Origin of the sequence: Pantoea coffeiphila (assembly GCF_016909495.1) — a bacterium.
Classification (GTDB): Bacteria; Pseudomonadota; Gammaproteobacteria; order Enterobacterales; family Enterobacteriaceae; genus Erwinia; species Erwinia coffeiphila.
Genome location: NZ_JAFBFW010000003.1, coordinates 50,985 through 76,419 on the forward strand (window position 1 = coordinate 50,985; position 25,435 = coordinate 76,419).

The 25,435-nt window shown below is 58.5% G+C and carries 25 protein-coding genes; 16 read left to right on the top strand and 9 right to left on the bottom strand.

All coding sequences use genetic code 11. The features are described 5' to 3' along the window. Nucleotides 1-55 precede the first annotated feature (55 nt). The 3 genes from nadS (at nt 56) to pspG (ending at nt 1,868) form a co-directional block, all read left to right on the top strand. Nucleotides 56-352 carry a NadS family protein gene (gene nadS / locus JOE09_RS10040; RefSeq protein ID WP_205065671.1) on the top strand — a complete coding sequence of 99 codons (297 nt, stop codon included), beginning with the start codon at nt 56-58 and terminating at the stop codon, nt 350-352. Between the two features lie 98 nt (nt 353-450). Next, nucleotides 451-1,500 carry a tRNA dihydrouridine(20/20a) synthase DusA gene (gene dusA, locus JOE09_RS10045; protein ID WP_205065672.1) on the top strand — a complete coding sequence of 350 codons (1,050 nt, stop codon included), beginning with the start codon at nt 451-453 and terminating at the stop codon, nt 1,498-1,500. Between the two features lie 137 nt (nt 1,501-1,637). Next, nucleotides 1,638-1,868: an envelope stress response protein PspG gene (gene pspG / locus JOE09_RS10050; protein ID WP_239553033.1), complete on the top strand. Its 231-nt coding sequence runs from the start codon at nt 1,638-1,640 to the stop codon at nt 1,866-1,868. Between the two features lie 223 nt (nt 1,869-2,091). Here pspG and JOE09_RS10055 read toward each other — a convergent pair whose 3' ends face one another. Continuing rightward, entirely contained in the window at nt 2,092-3,072 is a 981-nt protein-coding gene (locus JOE09_RS10055; RefSeq protein ID WP_205065673.1) for a quinone oxidoreductase, read from the bottom strand. Between the two features lie 97 nt (nt 3,073-3,169). On the opposite strand from JOE09_RS10055, the gene dnaB reads away from it, so the two are divergent. The 5 genes from dnaB to JOE09_RS10080 all read left to right on the top strand — a co-directional run bounded on the left by dnaB (nt 3,170) and on the right by JOE09_RS10080 (nt 8,092). Next, nucleotides 3,170-4,585: a replicative DNA helicase gene (dnaB, locus tag JOE09_RS10060; protein ID WP_105592294.1), complete on the top strand. Its 1,416-nt coding sequence runs from the start codon at nt 3,170-3,172 to the stop codon at nt 4,583-4,585. Between the two features lie 153 nt (nt 4,586-4,738). Further along, nucleotides 4,739-5,203 carry an Lrp/AsnC family transcriptional regulator gene (locus JOE09_RS10065; protein WP_205065674.1) on the top strand — a complete coding sequence of 155 codons (465 nt, stop codon included), beginning with the start codon at nt 4,739-4,741 and terminating at the stop codon, nt 5,201-5,203. 267 nt (nt 5,204-5,470) lie between these two features. Beyond that, nucleotides 5,471-6,088: a YitT family protein gene (locus tag JOE09_RS10070; protein WP_200543038.1), complete on the top strand. Its 618-nt coding sequence runs from the start codon at nt 5,471-5,473 to the stop codon at nt 6,086-6,088. A gap of 74 nt (nt 6,089-6,162) precedes the next feature. After that, nucleotides 6,163-7,356 (top strand): amino acid aminotransferase, encoded by a 1,194-nt coding sequence (locus JOE09_RS10075; RefSeq protein ID WP_172606572.1) that lies wholly within the window; start codon nt 6,163-6,165, stop codon nt 7,354-7,356. Between the two features lie 319 nt (nt 7,357-7,675). Continuing rightward, nucleotides 7,676-8,092 carry a secondary thiamine-phosphate synthase enzyme YjbQ gene (locus JOE09_RS10080; RefSeq protein WP_105592290.1) on the top strand — a complete coding sequence of 139 codons (417 nt, stop codon included), beginning with the start codon at nt 7,676-7,678 and terminating at the stop codon, nt 8,090-8,092. 173 nt (nt 8,093-8,265) lie between these two features. Here JOE09_RS10080 and JOE09_RS10085 read toward each other — a convergent pair whose 3' ends face one another. Then, nucleotides 8,266-9,444: an aminotransferase class I/II-fold pyridoxal phosphate-dependent enzyme gene (locus tag JOE09_RS10085; RefSeq protein ID WP_205065675.1), complete on the bottom strand. Its 1,179-nt coding sequence runs from the start codon at nt 9,442-9,444 to the stop codon at nt 8,266-8,268. Between the two features lie 241 nt (nt 9,445-9,685). Here JOE09_RS10085 and JOE09_RS10090 point away from each other — a divergent pair, with 241 nt between their 5' ends. The 7 genes from JOE09_RS10090 (at nt 9,686) to JOE09_RS10120 (ending at nt 17,022) form a co-directional block, all read left to right on the top strand. After that, nucleotides 9,686-10,498, top strand: coding sequence for a MetQ/NlpA family ABC transporter substrate-binding protein (locus JOE09_RS10090; protein ID WP_105592288.1), 813 nt, complete (start codon nt 9,686-9,688; stop codon nt 10,496-10,498). Then, complete coding sequence (locus JOE09_RS10095; RefSeq protein WP_205065676.1) at nt 10,495-11,520, top strand: methionine ABC transporter ATP-binding protein; 1,026 nt, start codon at nt 10,495-10,497, stop codon at nt 11,518-11,520. Before JOE09_RS10090 ends, JOE09_RS10095 begins: the two co-directional genes overlap by 4 nt. Beyond that, nucleotides 11,513-12,181, top strand: a complete 669-nt coding sequence (locus JOE09_RS10100; RefSeq protein ID WP_205065677.1) for a methionine ABC transporter permease — start codon at nt 11,513-11,515, stop codon at nt 12,179-12,181. Before JOE09_RS10095 ends, JOE09_RS10100 begins: the two co-directional genes overlap by 8 nt. Nucleotides 12,182-12,198: 17 nt before the next feature. Further along, nucleotides 12,199-12,663 (top strand): S-ribosylhomocysteine lyase, encoded by a 465-nt coding sequence (locus JOE09_RS10105; RefSeq protein WP_200543043.1) that lies wholly within the window; start codon nt 12,199-12,201, stop codon nt 12,661-12,663. After that, the gene (locus JOE09_RS10110) at nt 12,663-13,424 is read left to right on the top strand and encodes an SDR family NAD(P)-dependent oxidoreductase (RefSeq protein WP_205065678.1); all 762 of its coding nucleotides are present in this window, start codon (nt 12,663-12,665) and stop codon (nt 13,422-13,424) included. The genes JOE09_RS10105 and JOE09_RS10110 overlap by 1 nt, the downstream gene beginning before the upstream one ends. A gap of 15 nt (nt 13,425-13,439) precedes the next feature. After that, nucleotides 13,440-15,803 (top strand): molybdopterin-dependent oxidoreductase, encoded by a 2,364-nt coding sequence (locus JOE09_RS10115; protein WP_205065679.1) that lies wholly within the window; start codon nt 13,440-13,442, stop codon nt 15,801-15,803. Between the two features lie 106 nt (nt 15,804-15,909). Further along, nucleotides 15,910-17,022: an iron-containing alcohol dehydrogenase family protein gene (locus JOE09_RS10120; protein WP_205065680.1), complete on the top strand. Its 1,113-nt coding sequence runs from the start codon at nt 15,910-15,912 to the stop codon at nt 17,020-17,022. Nucleotides 17,023-17,126: 104 nt separating this feature from the next. Here the strand turns inward: JOE09_RS10120 and JOE09_RS10125 are convergent, their stop codons facing one another. The 6 genes from JOE09_RS10125 to JOE09_RS10150 form a co-directional block, all read right to left on the bottom strand. Further along, nucleotides 17,127-18,245, bottom strand: a complete 1,119-nt coding sequence (locus JOE09_RS10125) for a M20 family metallopeptidase (RefSeq protein ID WP_205065681.1) — start codon at nt 18,243-18,245, stop codon at nt 17,127-17,129. Further along, complete coding sequence (locus JOE09_RS10130; protein ID WP_205065682.1) at nt 18,245-19,000, bottom strand: glutamine amidotransferase; 756 nt, start codon at nt 18,998-19,000, stop codon at nt 18,245-18,247. The genes JOE09_RS10125 and JOE09_RS10130 overlap by 1 nt, the downstream gene beginning before the upstream one ends. Nucleotides 19,001-19,012: 12 nt before the next feature. Beyond that, entirely contained in the window at nt 19,013-20,092 is a 1,080-nt protein-coding gene (locus JOE09_RS10135; protein ID WP_205065683.1) for a phosphotriesterase family protein, read from the bottom strand. A 3-nt stretch (nt 20,093-20,095) separates the two neighbouring features. Next, the gene (locus JOE09_RS10140; protein WP_205065684.1) at nt 20,096-21,097 is read right to left on the bottom strand and encodes an ABC transporter permease; all 1,002 of its coding nucleotides are present in this window, start codon (nt 21,095-21,097) and stop codon (nt 20,096-20,098) included. An 18-nt stretch (nt 21,098-21,115) separates the two neighbouring features. Next, the gene (locus tag JOE09_RS10145; protein WP_205066134.1) at nt 21,116-21,862 is read right to left on the bottom strand and encodes an ATP-binding cassette domain-containing protein; all 747 of its coding nucleotides are present in this window, start codon (nt 21,860-21,862) and stop codon (nt 21,116-21,118) included. A gap of 377 nt (nt 21,863-22,239) precedes the next feature. Continuing rightward, nucleotides 22,240-23,250, bottom strand: a complete 1,011-nt coding sequence (locus JOE09_RS10150; RefSeq protein ID WP_205065685.1) for a LacI family DNA-binding transcriptional regulator — start codon at nt 23,248-23,250, stop codon at nt 22,240-22,242. 357 nt (nt 23,251-23,607) lie between these two features. Here JOE09_RS10150 and JOE09_RS10155 point away from each other — a divergent pair, with 357 nt between their 5' ends. Next, the gene (locus JOE09_RS10155; RefSeq protein WP_205066135.1) at nt 23,608-24,561 is read left to right on the top strand and encodes an ABC transporter substrate-binding protein; all 954 of its coding nucleotides are present in this window, start codon (nt 23,608-23,610) and stop codon (nt 24,559-24,561) included. A gap of 3 nt (nt 24,562-24,564) precedes the next feature. Here the strand turns inward: JOE09_RS10155 and JOE09_RS10160 are convergent, their stop codons facing one another. Beyond that, on the bottom strand, nt 24,565-25,434 hold the full coding sequence (locus JOE09_RS10160; protein ID WP_205065686.1) for a ribokinase: 870 nt from the start codon (nt 25,432-25,434) through the stop codon (nt 24,565-24,567). Between the last annotated feature and the right edge of the window lies 1 nt (nt 25,435).

Consider the following 25,435-nt stretch of genomic DNA (forward strand, 5'->3'; position numbering starts at 1 on the left):
ACATGCTTACTTTTATTGAGCTGTCGGGTTTCAGTAAGAGGTCGACGAAACAGAAATGAAAGACGGACTATTTGCCGATCTGCTGGCCAGTGCAGAAGAGATGGTAAGAATAGAGCAGGGTGTGGAAACGCCATCGCCGGAGCATATTCATACTTATAGTGATATTGATGTTAGAGCGATACGAGAAGTGACCGGTTTGAAGCAGCAAGATTTTGCTGCCGCTGTGGGCGTTAGCTACGATTTGGTCAAAAGCTGGGAAATGAAACGGCGCCAGCCTACCGGTGCCCCAAGAAAGCTACTTCTATTGTTACAGGCTAACCCTTTGATTATTGACCAGCTGAAAGCCATCTGAGCCGTTGAAGTAATGGCTAAATTTTCGCCTCTGCTCACTGAACCCGCACTGTGTTATAGTAGGACATGTTTTAGTCCATTTTCCGCCAAAGAATATAAATGCATCAGAATCAAGAATCACAATCCATGCCTTTGAACATCGGTAATGCTGACGGGCTGGAAAAATTCCCTGCACATCGCTTCTCCATCGCTCCGATGCTTGACTGGACCGATCGCCACTGTCGCTACTTCCATCGCCAGCTGACCCGTCAGAGCCTGCTCTATACCGAAATGGTCACCACCGGCGCGATTATCCACGGTAAGGGTGACTATCTGGCCTACAGCCAGGAAGAGCAGCCGGTCGCGCTGCAGCTGGGCGGCAGCGATCCGGCCGCGCTGGCGCAGTGCGCGAAGCTGGCGGAAGAGCGCGGCTATAACGAAGTCAATCTTAACGTCGGCTGCCCTTCTGACCGCGTGCAAAACGGCCGTTTTGGCGCCTGCCTGATGGGCGAAGCGCAGCTGGTTGCCGACTGTATCAAAGCGATGCGCGACGTGGTGGCGATCCCGGTTACGGTAAAAACTCGCATCGGAATCGACGACCAGGACAGCTATGAATTCCTCTGCGATTTTATTCGTAAGGTATCGGAAGACGGTGGCTGTGAGACGTTTATTATTCATGCGCGCAAAGCCTGGCTCTCCGGCCTCAGCCCGAAAGAGAACCGCGAAATTCCGCCGCTGGACTACGAGCGCGTGTATCAGCTGAAGCGTGATTTTCCGCATTTGACAATGTCGCTGAACGGCGGCGTGAAATCACTGGCGGAAGCAAAGATCCATTTGCAGCATCTGGACGGCGTCATGGTAGGGCGGGAAGCCTATCAGAATCCTGGCCTGCTGGCGCACGTTGACGGTGAGCTGTTTGGCAGCACGCAGCCGCTTGTCGATACGGTTGCGGTGGTACGGGCGATGTATCCGTACATCGAGCGCGAACTGGCTGCAGGTACTTATCTGGGCCACGTTACCCGCCATATGCTGGGCCTGTTCCAGGGCATTCCCGGTGCGCGCCAGTGGCGTCGCTACCTCAGCGAGAATGCGCATAAAGCCGGTGCGGGCGTTGACGTTGTTGAACAGGCGCTGTCGCTGGTTGCCGATAAGATCGTGGTTAACGCTTGACCATAGATTGAGTAAATTGACCAGGTTAACATTAGCCTGGTCGACCATTTCTGATATAATTCAATAAATTACGTCTTTCTTCGTTATGGCACGCTTCTTGTAATGTCTCATCCAGTAATTATTGATGGGAGAGTGCAATGATTGAGATTCTGTTTGTCCTCGGTTTCTTTCTAATGCTGATGCTGACCGGTATTTCAATACTGGGGATTGTGGCTGCGCTGGTCGTCGCTACGCTGGTGATGTTCGTCGGTGGGTTGTTCGCAATTGTGATTAAATTGTTGCCCTGGCTGCTGCTGGCGGTCGCTGCGGTATGGCTGTACCGGACTTATATCAAACAGCCTGGCGGTAACGGCAACCGTTTATTGTGATGATATCAATGGCTTGTGAGAAGCCCCAATGGGCTAATGCGCTCTGGATCACACCGTGAAACATTATTCAGAGCAATTCGCAATTAAACATATTTTTTACTTATAAATTCTGTCAGGATGACTGGATTGAAACAAAGCGTATTCATCGCCGCTGACCCTACACCCAGCGCGAACTAAAAAAAGAAAGAAACAAAAGGGGCTTCCGTAAGGAAGCCCCATTTTTTTATGGGATAAGCAGGCTGGAACCCTGAGTTACACGGCTTTCCAGCGCCTGATGTGCCTGACGGGCATCGACCAGTGCGAACTTCTGCGATTCCGGCACATCGACCTTAATCGCGCCGCTGGCCAGCAGGGAGAACAGCTCATTGCTGGCCTGGGTCAGCGCATCGCGGGTCGTGATGTAGCCGTACAGCGAAGGGCGGGTGACGTACAGCGATCCTTTCTGGTTCAGAATAGCCAGATCCACCCCGGTCACCGGGCCGGAAGCATTGCCAAAACTGACCATCAGCCCACGCCTTTGCAGGCAGTCGAGCGACGCTTCCCAGGTATCTTTACCCACCGAGTCGTACACCACGCGCAGCTTTTTCCCCTGGGTCAGCTCGCTGACGCGCTCGGCAATATTCTCTTCACGATAGTTAATGGTGGCCCAGGCTCCGGCATCTTTAGCGCGCTGCGCCTTTTCGGCGGAGCCTACGGTGCCGATCAGATGCGCGCCCAGCGCCTTCGCCCACTGGCAGGCAATCAGCCCAACGCCACCGGCGGCAGCATGGAACAGGAAACGCTCGTCGGGCTGCACCACGTAGGTTTGCCGCAGCAGATAATAGACCGTCAGGCCCTTAAGGAATGAGGCGGCGGCCTGCTCAAACGAAATCGCATCGGGTAGCAGCGCCACTCTGTCCACCGCAACGTTGTGCACCTCGCTGTAGGCACCCAGCGTTGCCTGAGCATAAACCACGCGATCGCCCGGCTTCAGCACCGTCACGCCTGGGCCTACGCGGCGGACGATACCGGCGGCTTCGCTGCCCAACCCGCTCGGGAGGGAAGCGGGATACAGACCGCTGCGCACATAGGTATCAATATAGTTAATGCCTATCGCCTTATTCTCAATCTGCACTTCACCGGCCAGCGGATCGGTGGGATCGAAATCGATCGCCTGCATCACCTCAGGCCCGCCGTGCTGGCTGATTTGTATACGTTTTGCCATGTTCACTCCGTGGGTTAGGACTTAATGCAGGAGGACGGCAGCGGCGCAAACGAGTATACTTACGCGTCCCCCACAAGATTTTTGGTAGCACATCACTATGGCAGGAAATAAACCCACCAACAAATCCTTCGAAAACCGAGAGCCGCGCGATCGCCAGATGGAAGGTCTGAAGCTGCCCCCGCACTCGCTGGAAGCTGAGCAGTCGGTGTTGGGCGGTTTAATGCTGGATAACGAACGCTGGGATAACGTCTCTGAACGCGTGGTGGCGCAGGACTTCTTCAGCCGTCCGCACCGCATGATCTTCGCGGAAATGCAGCGCCTGCTGGAAATGGGTAAGCCCATTGACCTGATTACGCTCTCCGAATCGATGGAAACCAAAGGCGAACTCAGCATGGTAGGCGGCTTTGCCTATCTTGCCGAACTGTCGAAAAACACGCCAAGTGCGGCGAATATCGGTGCCTATGCCGACATCGTGCGCGAACGTGCGGTTGTGCGCGAAATGATCTCGGTAGCCAATGAGATCGCCGACGCGGGCTACGATCCGCAGGGGCGCAGCAGTGAAGATCTGCTCGATCTGGCGGAATCCCGCGTATTCCAGATCGCTGAAAACCGCGCCAACAAAGATGAAGGGCCGAAAAGCGTCGATCAGATCCTCGAAGCCACCATCAGCCGTATCGAATCGCTGTATCAGACGCCGCACGATGGCGTGACCGGCGTGGATACCGGCTATCAGGACCTCAATAAAAAAACCGCCGGGCTTCAGCGCTCGGATCTGATTATCGTCGCCGCGCGTCCGTCGATGGGTAAAACGACCTTTGCGATGAACCTGTGTGAAAACGCCGCAATGCTGCAGGATAAGCCGGTGCTGATTTTCAGCCTCGAGATGCCCGGCGAGCAGATCATGATGCGTATGCTGGCCTCGCTGTCGCGCGTGGATCAGACCAAAATTCGTACCGGCCAACTCGATGATGAGGACTGGGCGCGTATTTCCAGCACCATGGGGATCCTGCTGGAAAAGAAGAACATGTTTATCGATGACTCATCCGGTCTGACCCCGACCGAGGTGCGTTCCCGCGCCCGCCGCATCTTCCGCGAGCACGGCGGTCTCAGCCTGATTATGATCGACTACCTGCAGCTGATGCGCGTGCCGTCGCTGTCGGACAACCGTACGCTGGAAATTGCCGAAATTTCCCGCTCGCTGAAGGCGCTGGCGAAAGAACTGCAGGTGCCGGTAGTGGCGCTGTCGCAGCTGAACCGATCGCTGGAGCAGCGTGCGGATAAGCGCCCGGTCAACTCCGACCTGCGTGAGTCCGGCTCCATCGAGCAGGATGCCGACCTGATCATGTTTATCTACCGCGATGAGGTGTATCACGAGAACAGTGACCTCAAAGGCGTGGCCGAAATCATCCTCGGTAAACAGCGTAACGGACCTATCGGTACGGTGCGCCTGACCTTTAACGGCCAGTGGTCGCGCTTCGATAACTACGCCGGTCCGCAGTACGACGACGAGTAATCTACAACGTTAAACGGGCGGCTTCGCATGGGGCCGCCGTTCCCGCCGCATCGATCTGCGTTTCATCCCCCCGCGAAAAATAGTGTTGGACAACACGACAAAAAATACGGTTATCTGTCAGTAAGCTGTCCCCTGAACCGGCATGGAATGACGATGACCCAGATCGATGATTTTGATTTTAAAATACTGACTTTACTGGAAAGCAACGGGCGGCTGACCAACCAGGAACTGAGTGACCTGGTCGGGCTATCCGCCTCTCAGTGCTCCCGCCGCCGCATCAATCTTGAACAGGCGGGCCTGATCCTCGGTTATCACGCGCGGCTGTCGCCGGATGCGGTGGGCATGGGGGTGATTGGCCTGATTGAAGTGCGCCTGATCAACCACACCCAGGAGTACGTTGACAGCTTCCACCGCATGGTGGCGGAGCAGTCGGCGATCGTTGACGCCTACAAAACCACCGGCGATGCCGATTATCTGCTGAAGGTGGCGGTGGCCGATCTGGCGGGGTTGAGTGCACTGATTAGTCAGCTGGTGGCCGGGCATAAAAGCGTCGCACACGTGAAAACCTCGGTGGTGCTGGACCGCCTGAAAGAGAACGGCATGCTGGCGCAGAGCTGAGGGCGATGCACGAAAACGGTGCAACTGGTGCACTGTTTTCGTGCAATTGCATCATTGCTGATGCGTGCATCGTGCGCATAACTCGCAAACTGTGCGCGAAATGACGGCAAAAATCGATTTTTACGCACAAAATGTAAAATTAAAGCGCATTTTATTCAACGGGTTAATTCTTCGGGACGATTCAGGGGCCATCGCGCACTCTGAAATGGTGCGATTTTTGCTAACTATCAGGGAGATAATCGCACAACTTAGCCCCCGAGAAACAAGATGGATAACGTCGTAGAACAACCCGCAAAAATCCCCCATACCCTGGTCGAAGACATCATGGCGATCGTGCTGGGCACGCTGATGGTCTCCTTCGGCGTGACGCTGATGAAGCAGGCCGGTGCGCTGACCGGCGGCACGGCGGGGATCGCTTTCCTGATTAGCTACATCACCAAAAGTACCTTTGGTCTGGCCTTCTTCGCCATCAACCTGCCGTTTTACTGGCTGGCGGTGAAACGTATGGGCTGGGCGTTCACCATCAAAACCTTCTGTGCGGTCGGCCTGGTGTCACTGTTCTCCCAACTGCACCCGATGTTTATTCATTTTGCGGCACTGGACCCATTTTATGCGACATTGTTCGGTAACGTGGTAACGGGCATTGGGTTTATAGTGTTATTCCGCCATAAGGCCAGCCTCGGGGGCATCAATATCCTCGCGTTGTGGCTGCAGGATCGCTACGGCATCCGCGCCGGTAAGCTGCAAATGGGCGTCGACACCTGCGTGGTGCTGGCTTCGCTGTTTGTGGTCAGCCGCGAAATGCTGGTGGCCTCAATTATTGGCGCGCTGATCCTGAACCTGATTATTGCCATGAACCATCGCCCGGGCCGTTACTTCGTGTAATATCCTCTGGATGACTATGTGACGCGGGGTTAACCGCCGTCAGAATGACTGATTATTAAATGGAGATCTGCACCGTGTTTCAAAATGTTGATGCCTATGCTGGCGATCCAATTCTCACCCTGATGGAAACCTTCAAGCAGGACGATCGTGCGCACAAGGTCAATCTGAGCATCGGCCTGTATTACGACGCACAGGGTGCAATTCCGCAGATGGATGCCGTGGCGAAAGCGGAAGCCCTGCTGAACGCGAAGCCGCAGATGGCGTCACTGTATCTGCCGATGGAAGGTCTGCCGCCTTACCGTAGCGCGGTGGCTCCTCTGCTGTTTGGCGCGGAACATCCTGTGCTGAAAGCGGGCCGCATCGCCACCATTCAGACGCTGGGTGGTTCAGGTGCATTGAAAGTGGGTGCTGACTTCCTTAAACACTACTTCCCGAATTCACAGGTCTGGGTCAGCGATCCCACCTGGGAAAACCACGTGGCTATCTTTGCCGGTGCCGGCTTCACGGTGAATACCTACCCGTGGTATGACCCGGAAACCAACGGCGTGAAGTTTGATGCGCTGCTGGAAAAACTGAACTCCCTGCCTGCACAGAGCATCGTGCTGCTGCATCCGTGCTGCCACAACCCGACCGGTGCGGACCTGAATAACGATCAGTGGGATAAAGTGACCGAAGTGCTGAAAGCGCGCGAGCTGATCCCGTTCCTCGACATCGCCTATCAGGGCTTTGGCGGCGGCATGGAAGAAGATGCCTACGCGATCCGCGCTATCGCCGCGGCAGGTCTGCCCGCGCTGGTCAGCAACTCCTTCTCGAAAATCTTCTCGCTGTACGGCGAGCGCGTCGGTGGTCTGTCAATCGTCTGTGACGATGCGGAAGAAGCTTCTCGTGTGCTGGGCCAGCTGAAAGCCACCGTACGCCGCAACTACTCCAGCCCGCCGAACTTCGGTGCCCAGGTGGTTTCCTGCGTGCTGAACGATGCCGATCTGAAGGCCAACTGGCTGGCGGAAGTGGAAGCGATGCGCGTGCGCATCCAGGAAATGCGCCAGACGCTGGTGGACGTGCTGGGCGAGGCCGTACCGGGTAAAAACTTCGACTACCTGCTGAAGCAGCGCGGCATGTTCAGCTACACCGGCCTGAGCGCGGCCCAGGTTGATCGCCTGCGCAACGAGTTCGGTGTTTACCTGATCGCCAGCGGCCGTATCTGCATCGCCGGTCTGAACCATAACAACGTGCGTCAGGTGGCCGAAGCTATCGCTGCGGTAATCTGATGTTCTGCTGGCCGGGAACTCCCGGCCAGTTATTCTTATCTGCCAATCTGCCAATCTGCCAATCTGCCAATCTGCCAATCTGCCAATCTGCCAATCTGCCAATCTGCCAATCTGCTTACCTGCTTATCGGCTTATCGGCTTATCGGCTTATCGGCTTATCTACCATTTGCCAATCTGCTGCTCCCTCAACCCTTCAGCCCTTCAATGCACCAGAGCACCAAGCTTCTTCCCCCTGAGTTCCCTGTTTCAACGCTTTCCGGTTTACCTTTGCCTCATATGCGGCACACTTATCGCATCAGTTACGTTAAGGAGCCAGACAATGTGGTATCAGCAAACCCTCACCCTGAACGCCAAACCGCGCGGTTTTCACCTCGTCACCGATGAGATCCTCGGAGAACTGCGCCGCCTGAGCGATGTGCAGACCGGCCTGCTGCATCTGCTGTTGCAGCACACCTCGGCCTCATTAACGTTGAATGAAAACTGCGATCCCACGGTACGCAGCGATATGGAGCAGCACTTTCTGCGCCACGTGCCGGAAAACGCGCCGTACAAGCATGACTACGAAGGCCCGGACGATATGCCAGCGCACATTAAATCCTCATTGCTCGGCACGTCGCTGCTGCTGCCGGTCAGCCGTGGGCGGCTGCTGTTAGGCACCTGGCAGGGGATTTATCTGGGCGAGCACCGTATTCACGGCGGCGAGCGGCGGATAGTGGCGACGCTACAGGGGGAGTGAGCACACCCATCGCTGACTGGCTGGTGACCGCTGGCAGAGGAGCTTTACGCTGAGGCGATGATGCAGACTGCTAAGCGCTGGCCCATAAGCCGATAAGTTTTATGCTCAAACCAGGGTAGGAGAGCTTGCCGGGTTACGGGGTACTGTAAATGCCGCCAGCCGATCCAGCTGCATCAGCTAAACAATTTCAGTGCCGCAATCCGTTGTAGCGATGCATCCAGCGCCTCGTCGCTGGCGGTCAGGCTCAGGCGTACAAACCCTTTGCCGCCCGTACCGAAACCGTGGCCGGGGGCAACCAGTACCTGCGCCTCGTGCAGCAGGCGTTCGGTGAACTGCTGCGAACTGTAACCCGTCGGCACCGGCAGCCAGAGGAAGAAGGTGCCCTGGCGGGCATCCACCGGCCAGCGCATCGCTTCCAGCGCGCGGATGACCCGCTCGCGGCGGCGATGGTAAAGCGCGGCAAACTCCGCCACCGCGCTCTCCGGCAGATCCAGCGCGGTAATCGCCGCATCCTGCACCGCGCCAAACACTGTGCTGTAGCTGTGGGTGTGCAGCTTTTTAAATGCGCTAATCACCGAGGCGTTGCCGACGGCGAAACCAAAGCGCCAGCCCGCCATCAGGAAGGTTTTCGACATCGTATAGATTTCCACAGCCCACTCTTTAGCTTCCGGCTGCGACAGCAGGCTGGGCGGTGCTTCCTGCGCATGGCGGCCAATCGCCGAGTAGGCGAAATCGTGCAGCAGCGGAACGTTCAGCCGCTGGACGAACGCCAGCGCATCGTCAAACAGCTGCGGGGTCGCCACCGCCCCGGTCGGGTTATGCGGATAGTTGAGCATCAGCAGACCGGCCTCGCGGGAAACCGCTTCCGGCACTTCGGTAAAGTCCGGCAGAAACTGGTTTTTAGCGTGCAGCGGGATGCCGTAAAACTGCGCCTGCGCCTGTGCGGCGGCCGAACGGTAAATCGGGTAGCAGGGATCGGTCGAAATCAGATACTGACCGGGGGCGAGCAGCGCGCGCGGCAGGCCGGTGACGCCGATATGTGAACCGTGGAAAACGGCAATCTCGCTGTCCGGGTCCAGCTCTACCCCGTACTGGCGCTGATAAAAGCGGGCGATCGCCTGGCGCAGCGCGGGTTTGCCCCAGAACGACGGGTAATCGTGGTTTTCCGGCTGCGCGGCGGCGGATTGCAGCGTGGCGACCACCGCTGCCGGAGTGGGCTGGCGCGGGCTGCCGGAAGAAAGGTCAATCAGCGGACGCTGCGAGGTGTCAATCTGCGCTGCCATTTTTTCCAGCGCGCTAAACAGATTCTCTTCTAATTGATCTAAAAGGGGGGAAGCAGAAAATACCGGCATAATACTTCTCGATAAAAGCCATTAATAACCGGACTATCGCATAGCCTATCGGCGCATAAAATGAAATTTTCCGGCGACAAAAAGATAAAAAAAGATATCGATATGCAAAAAATGCAATAAAGAATAATGGATAAGGTTAGCACAATAAAGATATTGAGCAGAATTCACTTTCGCTGCAAAGTCCTGAGTATATTGGAATCATTTATTTTATATTCAGCACTTCACCGGAGAGAGTATTTCTATGCGCAGGTCATTGATTAGCGGACTGGTTGTTGCCTTATTGTCTTCTGCTGTAGTTATTTCGACAGCGCATGCCGATGATAAATTAATTCGTGTGGGTTTTAACCCCGGCCCTTATAAAGAGCAGTTCCAGAATGGCGTTGCACCATTTTTGATCAAGAAGGGATATAAAGTCGAGTATAAAGATTTCAGCGACGGTATTCAGGTTAACGATGCGGTGGCGCGGGGTAATATTGAAGCCAATATTATGCAGCACCCGGTATATTTAAAATCGGTCAACGAACGTCTGGGTATTGATAACGTCGGCATTGTGCAGGTGCCAACCCCGCCGATGGGACTCTATGCCGGCAAGCTCAACACGCTGGATACCCCGAAGCCGGGTACGGTGATCTCGGTGCCGAACCAGGCGCCTAATGAATATCGCGCCCTGCTGGTGCTGCAAAGCCTTGGCTGGGTCAAACTGAAGGCCGATATCGACCCGGCGACCTTCTCGCAGAAAGCCATCAGTGAAAACCCGTACAAAATCGTGCTGAAAGAGATGGATAACGCCCAGCAGGTTCGCGCGCTGCCGGACGTGGATTTCGGCCTCATTCAGGGCAACTTCGCCGTTTCCAGCGGGATGAAATTAAGTTCGGCGCTGAAGCTGGAAACGCCAACCAGCCAGTTTATTAACGTGGTGACGGTGGCCGGTAAAAATAAAGACGCGCAGTTCGCCAAAGACATCGTGGCGGGCTACCACTCCGCCGAGTTTAAAACCTATATCACCACCCATTCGCAGTACGACGGCTACCTGCAGCCCAGCTATTTCAAATGAGTCAGCCGGTTATCCGCTTTAACTCGGTCAGCAAAACGTTTACCCGCAAGGGAGAAAGCTTCCTTGCGCTGGATAACGTCAACCTGACGATTAATCAGGGCGATATCTTCGGCGTTATCGGTGCCAGCGGCGCGGGAAAAAGCACGCTGCTGCGCCTGATTAACCATCTGGAAGCGCCCACCGAGGGCGATGTGCTGATTAACGATCTGTCGCTGCAGGGCATCAGTAAGAAACAGCTGAACCAGGTGAAGAAAGATATCGGCATGATCTTTCAGCACTTTAACCTGCTGAACTCGCGCACGGTATTTCACAACGTGGCGATCCCGCTGATCTTACAGGGCCGCGATAAAGCCTTTATCCGCGAACGGGTGAGCGAGCTGCTGGCCTTCGTGAACCTCAGCGATAAAGCCGAAAGCTATCCCGATGAACTTTCCGGCGGGCAAAAGCAGCGCGTGGGTATTGCCCGTGCGCTGGCCACCAACCCGTCGATCCTGCTGTGTGATGAGGCCACCTCGGCGCTGGACCCGCACACCACCGTGCAGATCCTGCTGCTGCTGCAGGAAATTAACCGCCGCTACGGCATCACTATCGTGCTGATCACCCATGAAATGTCGGTAGTGCAGAAAATCTGCCACAAAGTCGCGGTGATGGCCAACGGGCAGGTGGTTGAGCAGGGTAACGTGCTTGAGCTGTTTGGGCAGCCGAAAGATTCTGTCACCGCCAGCTTTGTGCAGTCGGTGATCCACGATCGCCTGCCGGAGCAGACCGTGGCGCGCATCAAGCAGCAGAGGCAGAGCCGGGCGCTGCGGCTGGAATTCGTGGGGCAGACCGCGCAGCAGCCGATCGTCAACCGGCTGATCCGCGAGTATCCGGTGGAGGTCAATATCCTGTTTGCCAACATGTCTGAAATTCAGAGCACCATTCTCGGCTTTATGATCGTGCAGATCGGCGGAGAAGCGGCGGATATCGACGCGGCGATCCGCTACCTCCATGACGCAGGAGTGAAAATCAGCGATGTTTGAATTTATTGATACCGCCATCACCGGCGATCAGTTCCTGCTGGCGCTGTACGACACGCTGATCATGGTCAGCGTCTCGCTGGGCTTTGGCGCGCTGCTCGGCATCCCGCTGGGCATCGTGCTGGTGCTGTGCCGCCCCGGTGGCATTCTGCCGAACGGCACGCTGCACCAGATCCTTAATCCAGTGGTGAATATCCTGCGCTCGCTGCCGTTTATCATCCTGCTGATCACCATTCTGCCGGTCACCCGTTGGCTGGTCGGCACCACCATCGGCACCCCCGGTGCGATTGTGCCGCTGGTGGTGTTTATCGCCCCCTATATTGCCCGGCTGGTGGAAAGCTCGTTGCTGGAGGTGGGTGACGGCATTCTCGAATCCGCCAACGCCATGGGTGCCAGCACCTTTCAGACCATCTGGCACTTTATGCTGCCGGAGGCCGCATCATCGCTGATCCTCGCGCTGACCACCGCCACCATCGGCCTGCTGGGTGCCACCGCGATGGCGGGCACCGTTGGCGGCGGCGGCATCGGCGACCTGGCCATCACCTACGGCTACCAGCGTTTTGATGCCTTTGCCACGCTGAGCACCGCGCTGGTGCTGATCGTTATCGTGCAGCTTTTACAGACCTTCGGCACGCGTCTGGCGCGCCGGATACGTCGCGAATAATCGTAAGGAGAAACCGTATGCCAGTAGTAGAGAGCTTTACCCTCGACCACAACAAAGTCATCGCCCCGTATGTGCGGGTGGCCGGTAATGAAAAACACGCGCTGGGCAGCGTGGTGGAAAAATATGACCTGCGCCTGCTGCAGCCGAATGCGGATGCCATCCCGACCGCCGCGCTGCACACGCTGGAGCACCTGCTGGCCTTTGGCCTGCGTGAAGAGCTGGACGGCGTGATCGACATTTCCCCGATGGGCTGCCGCACCGGCTTCTATCTCATCCTGTGGGATAACCGCGATCCGAAAACCATCGCTACCGCGCTGACCCGCGTGCTGGAGCGGGTGGTTGATGCCACCGACGTACCGGCGGTGACGCCGCTGGAGTGCGGCAACTATCGCGATCACTCGCTGTTCTCGGCGAAAGAGTATGCGCGCCAGGTGCTGGCGGCCGGGATCAGTACTGACGCCTTTTCCCGTCAGGTGGTTTGATGGTTGCCATCGATCTCCGGGGGCAGACGGCGGTGGTCACCGGCGGCCTGCAGGGAATCGGGCGGGCCATTGCCGAGCTGCTGCATCAGGCCGGTGCCAGCGTGGTGGTGGGCGACATCGCCATCACCGCACGGGAAACCGGCGACCGCTGGCTGTGGCTGCCCTGCGATATCGCCCGACCTGAACAGGCGGGTGAGCTGATTGCCGTGGCGCAGCAGCAGTTTGGCCGCGTGGATATCCTGGTCAACAGCTGCGGCGTGTCGGCGATGAGCCGCATCGACGAGCTGGATGAGGCGGCCTGGCAGCGCATCCTCGACGTGAACGTCAAGGGCGTTGGCTACGCCTCGCAGGCCGCTATTGCACTGATGAAGCCCCAGCGCTACGGCCGCATTATCAATATCGCCTCGCAGGCGGGGAAAAACGGCTATCGCCTGATGGGGCAGTATGTCGCCTCTAAACATGCGGTACTGGGTTTAACCAAGGTGGCGGCGATTGAGCTGGCCCGCGACAACATCCTCGTTAACGCCGTCTGCCCCGGCATCGTTGAAACACCGATGAAATGGCACGAACGGGAGCTGGGCGGTAAACTGCGTGGGCTGACGGCGGAGGATATCTATGCCGAAGACTGTTCGCAGGTGCCGCTGGGCCGCACCGCGCAGCCGGAAGATGTCGCCAACGTGGTGCTGTTTCTCGCCAGCCCGCTGTCCTCCTATATGACCGGCCAGGCGATTAACGTCACTGGCGGAATGACCATGCACTAACTCCCGGAGCGCACCATGAGCCAGCAGGCCGAAGCCGATAAACGACTGACCGTCACCCACTGGGGCACCTACCGGGTGACCACCGATAACGGCGTGCTGACCGCCGTCGAGCCGGTGGAGTGGGACCGCAATCCGTCGAAGATTGGTTTCTCGATGCCGGGCGCGGTGCAGGGCAACAGCCGCGTGCGGCGACCGGCGGTCAGGCTCGGCTATTTGCAGGGAAAACCGGCGAATCGTGAGGGGCGCGGTAAAGAACCCTTTGTGGAAGTGAGCTGGGAGCAGGCGCTGTCGCTGGTGGCCGGCGAGCTGCGGCGGGTGAAAGACGCCCACGGCAATCAGGCCATCTACGGTGGTTCCTACGGCTGGTCGAGCGCCGGGCGTTTCCACCATGCGCAAAGTCAGCTGCACCGCTTCCTCAATCAGTTTGGCGGCTATACCGCCAGCACTAACACGTACAGTATCGCCGCCGGAGAGCGGGTTTTACCGCATATTCTCGGCGATCTCGACGATCTTCAGCGCCAGCACACCCACTGGCCGGTACTGGCTGAACACTGCGAACTGTTTGTTGCCATCGGCGGCCTGCCGCTGAGAAATGCCCAGGTGAACGGCGGCGGGGCCAACGATCACGCCCTCGACCACTGGCTGCAAACCCTGCGCGCCAACGGCTGCCGTTTTATCAACGTCAGCCCGGTGCGCAACGATCTGGCCGCCGTCGGCGATGCCGAATGGCTGGCGCTCCGGCCCGGCAGCGATACCGCGCTGCTGCTGGCGGTGTGCCAGGTGCTGATTGCCGAACGTCTGGTTAACCAGGACTTTATCGCCCGCTGTACGGTCGGTTTTGAGCGCTTTGCTGCCTACGTGCAGGGCGAGGACGACGGCGAAGCGAAGACCCCCGAGTGGGCGGCAACCCTCACCGGGCTGGAGGCGGAGGCCATCCGTCAACTGGCGCGGCAGATGGCACAGAAGAAAACGATGATCAATATGGCGTGGTCGGTACAGCGCGCGCGGCAGGGTGAACAGGCCTACTGGGCGCTGGTGGCGGTCACCGCACTACTTGGGCAGATTGGCACCCCCGGCGGCGGCATCGGCTTCGGCTATGCCTCCACCAACCTCGCCGGAGCCGAACGGCGGCGCTTCTCCGGCCCGCGCATGCCCGCGGGCCGCAACGCGGTCAGCGTGCGCATTCCGGTGGCGCGTATTACCGATATGCTGCTGCACCCCGGTGAACACTACGAATTCGACGGTCAGACCTTAACCTATCCCGATATCCGCCTCGTTTACTGGGCGGGCGGCAACAGCTTCCATCATCATCAGGATCTCAATCGGCTGATTGACGGCTGGCGGCGACCGGAAACGGTGATCGTCCATGAACAGTACTGGACCGCCCAGGCCAAATTCGCCGATATCGTGCTGCCCGCTACCACCTCACTGGAGCGGGAAGATATCGGCAGCGCCAGCAACGACGGCTTTATGATCGCCATGCGCCAGCATCTGCCGCCGCAGGGGGAAGCGCGTGATGATTACGCCATCTTCAGCGCGCTGGCGGAAAAGCTGGATTTCGCCGCGCAGTTTACCGAAGGGCACAGCGTGCGCGGCTGGCTGGAGAGGATTTATCACGAATCCCGGCCGCGAGCCGCAGAGGACGGCATTCAGCTGCCCGACTTCGAGGCCTTCTGGGCGCAGGGCAAGCTGGAATATGCCGCACCCGACGTGCCGCAGATCCTGCTGAAGGCGTTCCGTGACGATCCCGATGCCGCGCCGCTGTCCACGCCGTCGGGGAAAATCGAGTTGTTTTCCGCAGCGGTTGCCGCGTTTGGTTATCGCGAAGCGCCGGGCCACGCCTACTGGCACACCGATGAGCAGAATGCCCAGCAGGAACAGCGCCAGCGCTGGCCGCTGCATCTGCTCTCCAGCCAGCCGCGCACGCGACTGCACAGCCAGTACGATCACGGTTCGGTCAGTCAGCAGACCAAAATTAACGGCCGCGAGCCGCTGTGGATGCACCCGCAGGACGCCGCCGCGCGCGGCATCGGCGAGCGGGACATCGTGAAGGTGTTTAACGATCGCGGCGCGCTGCTGGCGGGGGTGCATCTCACCGAGGATATCCGGCCCGGTGTGGTGCAGATCTCTACCGGGGCCTGGTACGATCCGCTGAACGCACAGGAAAACCGCTCGCTGGATAAACACGGCAACCCGAACGTATTAACCACCGATATCGGCAGCTCCCGGCTCGGCCAGGGCAGCACCGCGCAGACCTGCTTCGTGGAGATCGCCCGCTTTGATGAACCGCTTCCTGAGGTGACCGCCTGGCTGCCGCCGACGTTTGTGGCCTTCGCGGAAGAGCAGGAGTTCGCGGCGAGCAATCTCAGCGGCGAGTAATGGGGCTCTTCGCTATGCCGCCGACAGCAGACATGCTGCCAGGTGGCTGTCGCCCGGCGCGTTGGCAAAGAGCAGGATAGACTTTCTTTTGAGTGAAGAGGACGCTATGAGTCTGGCAAACCCACAATTTCAGCCCGCGCAGTTCACCATCAAGTCGCCGGGCAACTATATTCAGCAGCCGGGCCTGATCCATCAGGTCGGCGAGCGCATTCGTCCGCTGGTCGGCCATCTGCGCATTCTCACCTCGCCGCAGGCCTGGCGGGCGGTGAACCCGGCGCTGGAAGAGAGCCTGAATCGCGCTGGCCTGCGCTGGCAGGTGGAATATTTAACCGGCGAATGTACCGATGCGGCGATTGCGCAGTTCCGCCACAACCTGCTGGAGCAGGGGGCGGAAGGGATTCTGGCCATCGGCGGCGGGCGCGTGCTGGATACCGCGAAAGCCGTTAACGATGCGCTGGGCGATCGCCAGCTGTTTGCGCTGCCGACGCTGGCGGCCACCTGCGCCGCCTGGTCGCCGCTGGCAATTATCTACAACGAAGAGGGCGGCCATCTCGACAGCCGGGCGCTGGACGCTATGCCTGCGCTGATCCTGGTCGACAGTGATATTATCGCCCGCGCCGACGTGCGCTATCTGCGCTCCGGCATCGTTGATGCGCTGGCGAAATGGGTAGAGTTCGATCCCTGGCAGCGGCACAACCCGCACCATCTGGCGCTGGATGTAAAAGTCTCAGCGGCCAGGCAGGCGTACGATGCGTTCCTGCGCTGGGGCGAAGAGGCGGTCGCGGCGAATGAACGGCACCAGGTGACGCAGGCGCTGGAAAAGGTGATTGAGGCCAATATCGTGCTGGCTGGTTTAGCCAACAGCGTGCGCGGCGAGCTGGATACGCCGGGGCTGGCGCACGTCATCCACGATACGCTGACCCATCAGCCGGAGCTGCACGACTGGCTGCACGGCGAAAAAGTCGGGTTCAGCCTGCTGCTTCAGTCGCTGGTGGAACACGGCCAGCCGGATGTACAGCTGCTCTCCCTGCTGAAAATCTACCGTAGCCCGCTGCGGCTGCCCGCGCTGGCAGGCGACAGAGCGGCACGCATTGCGCAGATCGCTGCCGATATCCGCTTCCCACAGAAGAGTCTGGGCGGACTGCCGTTTGCTGTCACTGCCGAGACGCTGCATCGGGCGCTGCTGGCGACCGAGGCGCAGGACTTCGCGGCCGATTAATTTGTTGCTGATGCTTCGAAGACGTGATGATGTGCGGGCAGGCTTCTCTGCCGGGATAACCCGCATGCGCAGTTGAAAAGCTGCCGGACGGCCCGGCGGCGGTGTTAATCCATCCAGTCCTGAATGATTTCCGCGTACAGCTGCTCCGCTTCTGCCAGTCGGCTGAGCAGGCAGTATTCGTCGGTCTGGTGCGCCATCGACGGCTCGCCGGGGCCGAGAATAATGCACGGCGGATTGCCGAGCGCGGGCAGCAGCAGCGAGGCATCGGTAAAGTAGGGCACCACGCGCGGTGTCAGCGGGGCATCGTGCAGCGGCTGGCAGCGATGATACACCTGGCGAATCCAGGCGTGGCGCTCTTCGCTCAGCACTGCTGGCAGATCGACCAGCGTGGTGAGGGTGACGTTTTCGCCCAGCAGCGCACCCAGCTGCTCGCGAATAGTGGCGTGCTGAAGATTCGGCGCGCTGCGGATATCGACATCAAAACGCGTGCGGTCCGGCACCGAGTTAATGTTCAGACCGCCCTCAATACGCCCGACGTTCAGCGTAGGCTGCTTCATCAGCGGGTGCGGCGCACCCGGCGAGAAGTGGCGGATTTTGCCCAGCGCATCCGCCGCCAGATAAATGGCGTTAATCCCCAGCTCCGGCATCGCGCCGTGGGCGGTTTTGCCCCGCGTTTCGCAGCGCAGCCACAGTGCGCCTTTGTGCCCGATAACCGGGTAGTTGGCCGTCGGTTCACCGACGATCAGCGCGCCGATCTCCGGCAGATCCCCGGCTTCGATCAGCGCCCGCGCGCCGTCACAGCCGGTTTCCTCGCCGCCGGTGATCAGCAGCACCGCGCCGCGCCCGTGAAGGATTTTCTGACGGTGCTGAACGCAGGCGACGGCGAACGACGCCACCGCCGCTTTCATGTCGCTTGATCCCCGACCGTAGAGACGATCGCCGTCGATCTGCGAACCAAAAGGATCGAACTGCCACGATGCGTTGCCGAGCGGCACGGTATCCAGATGGCCGGTAAACGCCAGCGGTCTGCCCGGTGCGTTACCGGGCAGGCGGGCGACCAGATTGCTGCGCCCCTCGCCGAACGACGAGAGGGAAACCTCAAAACCGTGGTCGCTGAGCCACCCGGCAAAAAAGCGCATGCAGTCGGCTTCATCGCCAGGCGGGTTGATGGTGTTAAAGCCCAGCAGTTGCCGGGCCAGTTCAAGCGTGGTATCCGCCGCCATCAGCCGCGTTCCGTCAGCCAGTCAAGGCAGTTCACCCACAGCTGGCGATAGCCCGGCCATTTGGCAAACTCTTCCGGCAGCCAGTGGGCGGACATGTCGCTGGTCCACACCAGCGAGCGGCCCTGCTGGTATTCGCGCACCGCCAGCAGAGGATGCCCGCTGCCGGACACGGTCGCCAGCAGTTTACCCTCCGGGTGCATCTCCACTTCGTTATAGCCCAGCAGCCACGGCCATTCGCCCGGAATGTCGTTAAATACCGGGTGCGATTCGGTGACCTCGGCATAGCAGCCTTCCGGCGTTTCGATGCGGTCGTCCCAGGCCAGGCAGCGTACCGGCAGCACTTTCTCCACCGCCGTGTTGCGGTAGCGCGCACCGCCGTTGATCCCCTGGAAGCTGAAATAGCCGCCGATCATCATCAGCGAGCCGCCGTTAGCCACGTAGTCATGCAGCAGCGTCAGGCGGTTGGCGGTACGGCGGCTTTTCAGCCAGGTATCCGGGTGCAGCAGCAGCGTGTTGGCACCGATATCCGACAGGATAATCGCATCCCACTCCGCCAGCCCTTCCTGCGTTAGCGGGAAGTCGGTGGCCGCCGCGTGGGCGGGCATATAGGTGATGGCATAATTGCTGTCCGCCAGCGCGGCCAGGAAGTCGGTTGCGCCGTTGTGCCAGGTGGCAGTCGCAAACTGATCGAAGCCTTTCACGTGTACCGAGGTGCTGGTCCAGGATTCACCCACCAGTAAAATTTTCTTCTTCATCTGTTTTCCTTTTTATCCGCCAAATACCCGCTGGGGATTACCGATCATTAAGGTTTCAAGTTGTTCACCGCTGACGCCGTGGCGCTTAAGGCGCGGGACAAAGTGCTTGAGAATGTAGCCATAGCCGTGGCCGCCGTAGCGGGTCAGCATGGTTTTCAGGAACACGTCCTGCGACAGCAAAATCTGCTGGATAAAGCCGTCGTCTATCAGCTCGCGAATGGCGCGGGCGTTTTCCTCGTCGGACGGCGACTGGGCCGATTCGTCGGCGTAGTAGTAGCTCATGCCGATCATGTCGTACTCCAGGAACGCGCCGCGCTGCGCCAGCTCGCGCTGATAGCGCTTGTCGGCAAAACTCGGGTTCATATGGCACAGCACCGTATGGCGCAGATCGGCCCCTTCCTGCTCGAGAATATCCAGCACCTTATGCCCCAGCCGCTCCCAGCCCGGCAGATGTACCTCAATCGGCACGCCGGTGGCCGCGCTGGCACGGCCCGCCGCGCGCAGCGACTTCTCTTCATCCGGCGTAAAGCGGCTGGAGATGCCGATTTCGCCGATCAGCCCGGCAATCACCTCCGGTTTCTCCTCCGCGCCGCCGAGGTCGTAGATCAGCTTTTCGGTCAGCTGCTCCACGCTGGTGGTTTTCACCCACTCGGGGTGCGACGGCTCCAGATACAGCCCGGTGCCCATCACGATATTCAGCCCGGTAAGGCGCGAGATGCGCTGTAGCGCCTTCGGATCGCGGCCAATGCCGATATTGGTCGGGTCGACCACCGTTTCCCCGCCGAGCGCGCGGTATTTGGTCAGCTCCTCAATCGCCAGATCGGCGTCAAACAGCTGGCAGTTATCGCGGCTCATCAGCGGATTCAGCGACAGCTCGCCGAGGTTTTCCATCTTCACCGGCATCTCGGCCAGATGACGATCGCTACAGCAGCACGGCGGCACCCACTTACCGGAGGCATCCAACAGGATGTGCTCATGCATCAGCGTCACGCCCATCTCCGCAATCGGCAGCGGGCCAAGCACCGTCATCACATAGCCGCTGCTAACGCCAACCGGCAGCGGGTGCTGATGGCGAAAAATTGATCCTTTCATCAGCTATCCTTTCGCCGCAGATCGCGTGGGGTTGAGGATGCGGGTGTTCAGCCAGATGGCCAGCAGGATGATGGTGCCGGTGGCGATCTGGGTATAGAACGGTGAAATGTGCGAGAGGATCAGCCCGTTCTGGATCACCGCAATCGACAGCGCGCCCAGCAGCGTGCCGATGATGGTGCCGAAGCCGCCGAACAGGCTGGTGCTGCCGAGCACCACGGCGGCGATCACCTGTAACTCAAAGCCTTCCCCCTGGTTAGATGAACCGCTGCCGAGGCGGGCGGTGATAATCATTCCGGCCAGTGCGGCGGCCATGCCGCTGATGATATACACCTTCATCGTGGCGGCTTTGGTGTTGATCCCGCTGCGGCGCGCGCCCTCGGCGTTGGCTCCGATGGCGGTCACGTAGCGGCCAAAACGCATATGATTGAGGACGAAATGGCCGACAATCAGCACGATAATGGCGATCAGTGCGGGCATCGGAATCCCCAGCACCCAGGCGCGGCCCATCAGGGTAAACAGGCTGTCTTCAGGCACCGGAATCGAATAGCCCTGAGTGACCAACAGCGCGATACCGCGTACGACCGCCAGGGTGGCGAGGGTGACGATAAACGCCGGTATCCCTTCGTAGGCGATGAAAAAGCCGTTAATTGCGCCGACCAGCCCGCCGAGCAGCAGGCCGCCCAGCAGGACGACCGGCCACGGCAGCCCCCAGTTATTCAGAGCGATAGCGGAAAGGGCACCGACCAGCGCGAGGGTGGACCCCACCGACAGGTCGATCCCGCCGGTGGTGATCACCAGCGTCATGGCGGTGGCGACGATCAGCAGCGGCGCACTCTGGCGAACGATGTTCAGCCAGTTGGTACCGGTGAGGAAGTTACTGGTGATCAGCGAAAACACCACGCAGCAGAAGACGAAAAACAGTGCGATGCTGACGACGCCCGAGTGGTTATGCAGCAGGCGGCGCGGCAGCGAGTGCTGGATCATGCGAGAGCTGCTTAAGTTCATGATACTCATCCTGTTACCTCAGTGTGCGGCGGCAGAGCGAGCGGTGAATTTTTCGCCCACAATCAGGTTAACGATATCGCTCAGATCGGTGTCCGCGACCCGGCGTTCAGCGACGTTGGTGCCTTCATACATCACCATGATCCGGTCACAGACCAGGAACAGATCCTGCAGGCGGTGGGTAATCAGGATCACGCTCACTCCACGGGCGGAAACGCGGCGGATCAGCTCCAGCACCGCTTCCACTTCCGCCACGGCCAGCGCGGCGGTGGGCTCGTCCATAATCAGCACTTTCGGGTCGAACGCCGCCGCACGGGCGATGGCGATGGCCTGGCGCTGACCGCCGGAAAGATTGCGCACCAGCAGCCGGGTATCGGGAATGGAAATCCCCAGCCCCTTCAGCATCTCGCGCGCATCGGCGTGCATTTTGGCTTCGTCAAGGAACGGGATACCGAGTACCGATTTCATCGGCTCGCGGCCCATAAACAAATTACCGGCGACATCGACCGTGTCGCACAGCGACAGATCCTGATAGACCATCTCGATATGGCAGCGGCGGGAATCCGCCGGGTTAGCAAACTGGTGCGCTTCGCCGTCGATGCGGATGGTGCCGCTGGTGGGAATCACCGCGCCGGAAAGCACTTTGGTCAGGGTGGATTTCCCTGCGCCGTTATCGCCCACCAGTCCGAGCACTTCACCCGGAGCAATCTCCAGGTTCACGCCGCGCAGTGAGCGTATCGACCCGTAGGTCTTGGTGATGTTGATCATCTCTACCCGTGGCGGGGTAGTCTGGGGCTGCTGCATCTGATAACTCCCATCGCTGTTGCCGGGAAATGTTCGCCCGCCTGCGGGAAAGTCATCCATCCAACACGGTTTACATCTTGTAAACCGGTTTACCTGTGGAATGGAGCTTTCACCAACATGGTCAGGTCAAACGCTATTACGATATTTGTTCGCCAGTTAGTCTTTGCAGCATCCATGCCAGGGCAAAAAAAACACAGCAGCCCGTGGGTTTAACTCGCTGTAACACAACGAATTTTTTAAATATTCGAAGGTAAACCGGTTTACTGATTATAACGAAGAGAATTTAAATTGAACGCTTTTTGCGCCAAAACTGGGCGCTTTTGCGCCATTTTGGGACGCGCTTAACAAATCCTGATGGAGTCTCGACCAATCCATTCAACCGGCAGGCGGGTTTCAGAGGGGATATCTTTTTCGTTGTTCAACAGGCGCAGCATGATGCTCACCGCAGTGCGCCCCAGCTCGCGCGCGGGCTGGCGGATAGTGGAAATACGCGGCTGGGTAAAATCGGCATAGTTAGCATCGTCAAACCCGACCAGCGAGAGCGCGGCAGGAGCCTGCAACCCGTTGGCGCGCAGGCCGTCCAGCAGGCCCAGCACCAGATAATCACTGGCGGCAAAAACGGCGGTGGGGCGCACGGGCTGGCTGAACAGGTGCTTCAAGGCCCGCTGGCCGAACTCGCGCTGATAGTCACCGTACATCACCCATTCCGGCGGCCAGCTCAGTCCGGCCTGCTTCATGGCGGTGCAAAAGCCCTGATAGCGTTCGCGCACACTCATCAGCGCATCGGGGCCACCAACGAACGCGATATGCCGGTGCCCGGCGGCAATCAGTTTTTCGGTGGCGATGCGCCCGCCCTGCACGTTATCGGCAAACACTTTCGGTACTTTACTGCCCGGAATATCCTCATCCAGCAGTACGATGCGCTGGTGGCGCTTAATTTCTTTGCGCAGCAGACCGTTATCCGGGCGGTTGGTGGTGAACAGCAGGCCGTCCACCTGGCAGGTATCCAGCCAGCGGATAAACTGGCACTCTTTGTCCGGGTTATTGCGGGTGATGCACAGCACCAGGCTGTAGCCGCTGGCGGAGGCGGCCTCTTCGGCGGCGTCGGCCAGTTCGGCAAAGAAGGGGTTGGTGATATCGGGCAGCACCAGGCCCAGCGTTTCGCTGCCGCCTTTACTCAGGCGACGCGCCAGGCTATTGCCACGATAGTCGAGGTCGCGGATCGCGGTTTCAATACGGTCAATCGTCTCCTGCGGCAGCACGATATTGCGATTCATATAGCGTGATACGGTGGCTTTTGACAGCCCCGCCTGCTTTGCCACATCGGATAACAATACGCGTTTTACACTCATTTTCTGCGCCGTTTCTGCCAGAGAGGGCTATCTGTAGCACAGTTACGCGCGCGCAATACAGCAATTTTTCTGGTGAATAAATTGTTAAATAAATGCTTGACAAAAATTGAGCAGCGGAGAATTGTATAAGCAGTTTACCGCATCATCCGGGAATTCATTCCCAAACCCGCTCGAACCATTCCAGTCGCGCACCGAAACGGACCGGTTGCCGGAATGTGAGAAAGCAGGTCTTAGCTGAACGGCTTTTTGCTGTTTCAGCCATACACACGATATTCGCCCGCCAAAAAAATAATCCTTCTGCGTTTGCATTGCGCGCAGAAACCTGCTGGCTATCGCCTATTCCCGACGAGGATAATGATGATGTTATTAAACACCGGAAAACTGCGTTTTATTGCTCTGGCAACTGCTCTGATCGCATCGGGCAGCCTTATTTCTGTTGCCAGTGCCGCCACCCCAGACTATGCGCTGATTCAAATTAATCAGCAGGCATTGTTTTTTAATCAGATGAATAAAGGCGCGCAGGAAGCGGCAAAAGCCAGCGGTAAGGATGTGGTGATTTTCAACTCCAACGATAACCCGGTTGCTCAGAATGACGCGATTGAGAACTATATTCAGCAGGGCGTGAAGGGAATTATGGTCGCTGCCATCGACGTTAACGGCATTATGCCTGCGGTGAAAGAAGCGGCAAAAGCCAATATACCGGTTATCGCCATCGATGCGGTATTACCGGCCGGGCCGCAGGCGGCACAGGTCGGCGTGGATAATATCGAAGGCGGTAAAATCATTGGTAAATTCTTCGTGGATTACGTGCAGAAAGAAATGGGTGGTAAGGCGCGCGTCGGCATTGTGGGCGCGCTGAACTCGGCGATCCAGAACCAGCGGCAGAAGGGCTTCGAAGAGACGCTGAAAAGCAATCCGAAAATCACCGTAGCAAACATCGTTGACGGCCAGAACGTTCAGGATAAAGCGATGACCGCGGCGGAAAACCTGATCACCGGTAACCCGGACCTGACGGCGATCTATGCCACCGGCGAACCGGCGCTGCTGGGGGCTATTGCGGCCGTTGAGAACCAGGGTCGGCAGAAGGACATTAAAGTCTTCGGCTGGGATCTGACAGCGAAGGCGATTACCGGTATTGACGGTGGCTATGTCACCGCCGTGCTGCAGCAGGACCCGAAACAAATGGGTGTGGAAGCACTAAACGCGCTGAATGCGATTACCTCCGGTAAAACCGTGTCGAAAACCATTCTGGTTCCGGCCACGGTAGTCACGAAAGCGAACGTAGACGGTTACCGTTCGCTGTTTAAATAAGGCTTACTCGCCGCCCGTGCTTAGCAGGGCGGCGAGTTCCTGCTGGCCGGGAAACGCGTTAAACGTTCCCCGGCGGCTGACGGTGATGGCGGCGGCCCGGCTGGCGTGAGTCAGCGCTAAGGGGTCCGGCAAAACACCGCGCAGCAGGGCAGATGCCAGCATAACCGCAAGGAAAGTATCCCCTGCACCGGTGGTGTCTACGGCTTCAGCGGCGACCGCAGGGCAGAACCGGCGCTGGCCTTCGCTGACCAGCCAGGCACCGGCAGCACCCTGGGTAATCACTAAGGTCTTAAGGCCCTGGGGCTGGAGTTCTGCGGCTTCTGACTCATTGACCACCGCAATATCAATCAGCGGCCAGAGATGAGCAAAGTCGGGGTTGACCGGGGAAGGATTAAATACCGTGGTCATGCCGCGTGCTTTGGCCAGTTGGAACAGGGCACGGGTCTTTTCCACGGAAAAGTTACCCTGCTGCAGCAGAATATCGCCGGCAGCGGCATCGGCCAGGTGGGGAATAATCTCTTCCAGGCAAAAGGCATCTGCGGCGGCGGTGGTGGTAATAATGGCATTATCGCCATCGGCGCTATTTAAAATTATTGAGGTATCGCTATGTTGGTTGAAATACGCATTCGGTAACAGGCTAAGTGGTTCATTTATTATTTGCTGGCGAATCCACACGCCGTTGCTGTCATTTCCCGTGGCGGCAATTAAACGTGTTTCTATTCCGCAGCGGGATAATATGATCGCCTGATTCGCGCCTTTTCCGCCAATATCCTGCGAGACTTTAATACCATGAACCGAGGAGCCTTTTTGCGGAATATCCGCGATTGACCAGGTTTCATCGACGGTAATATTACCGGTGACATAAACACGCATA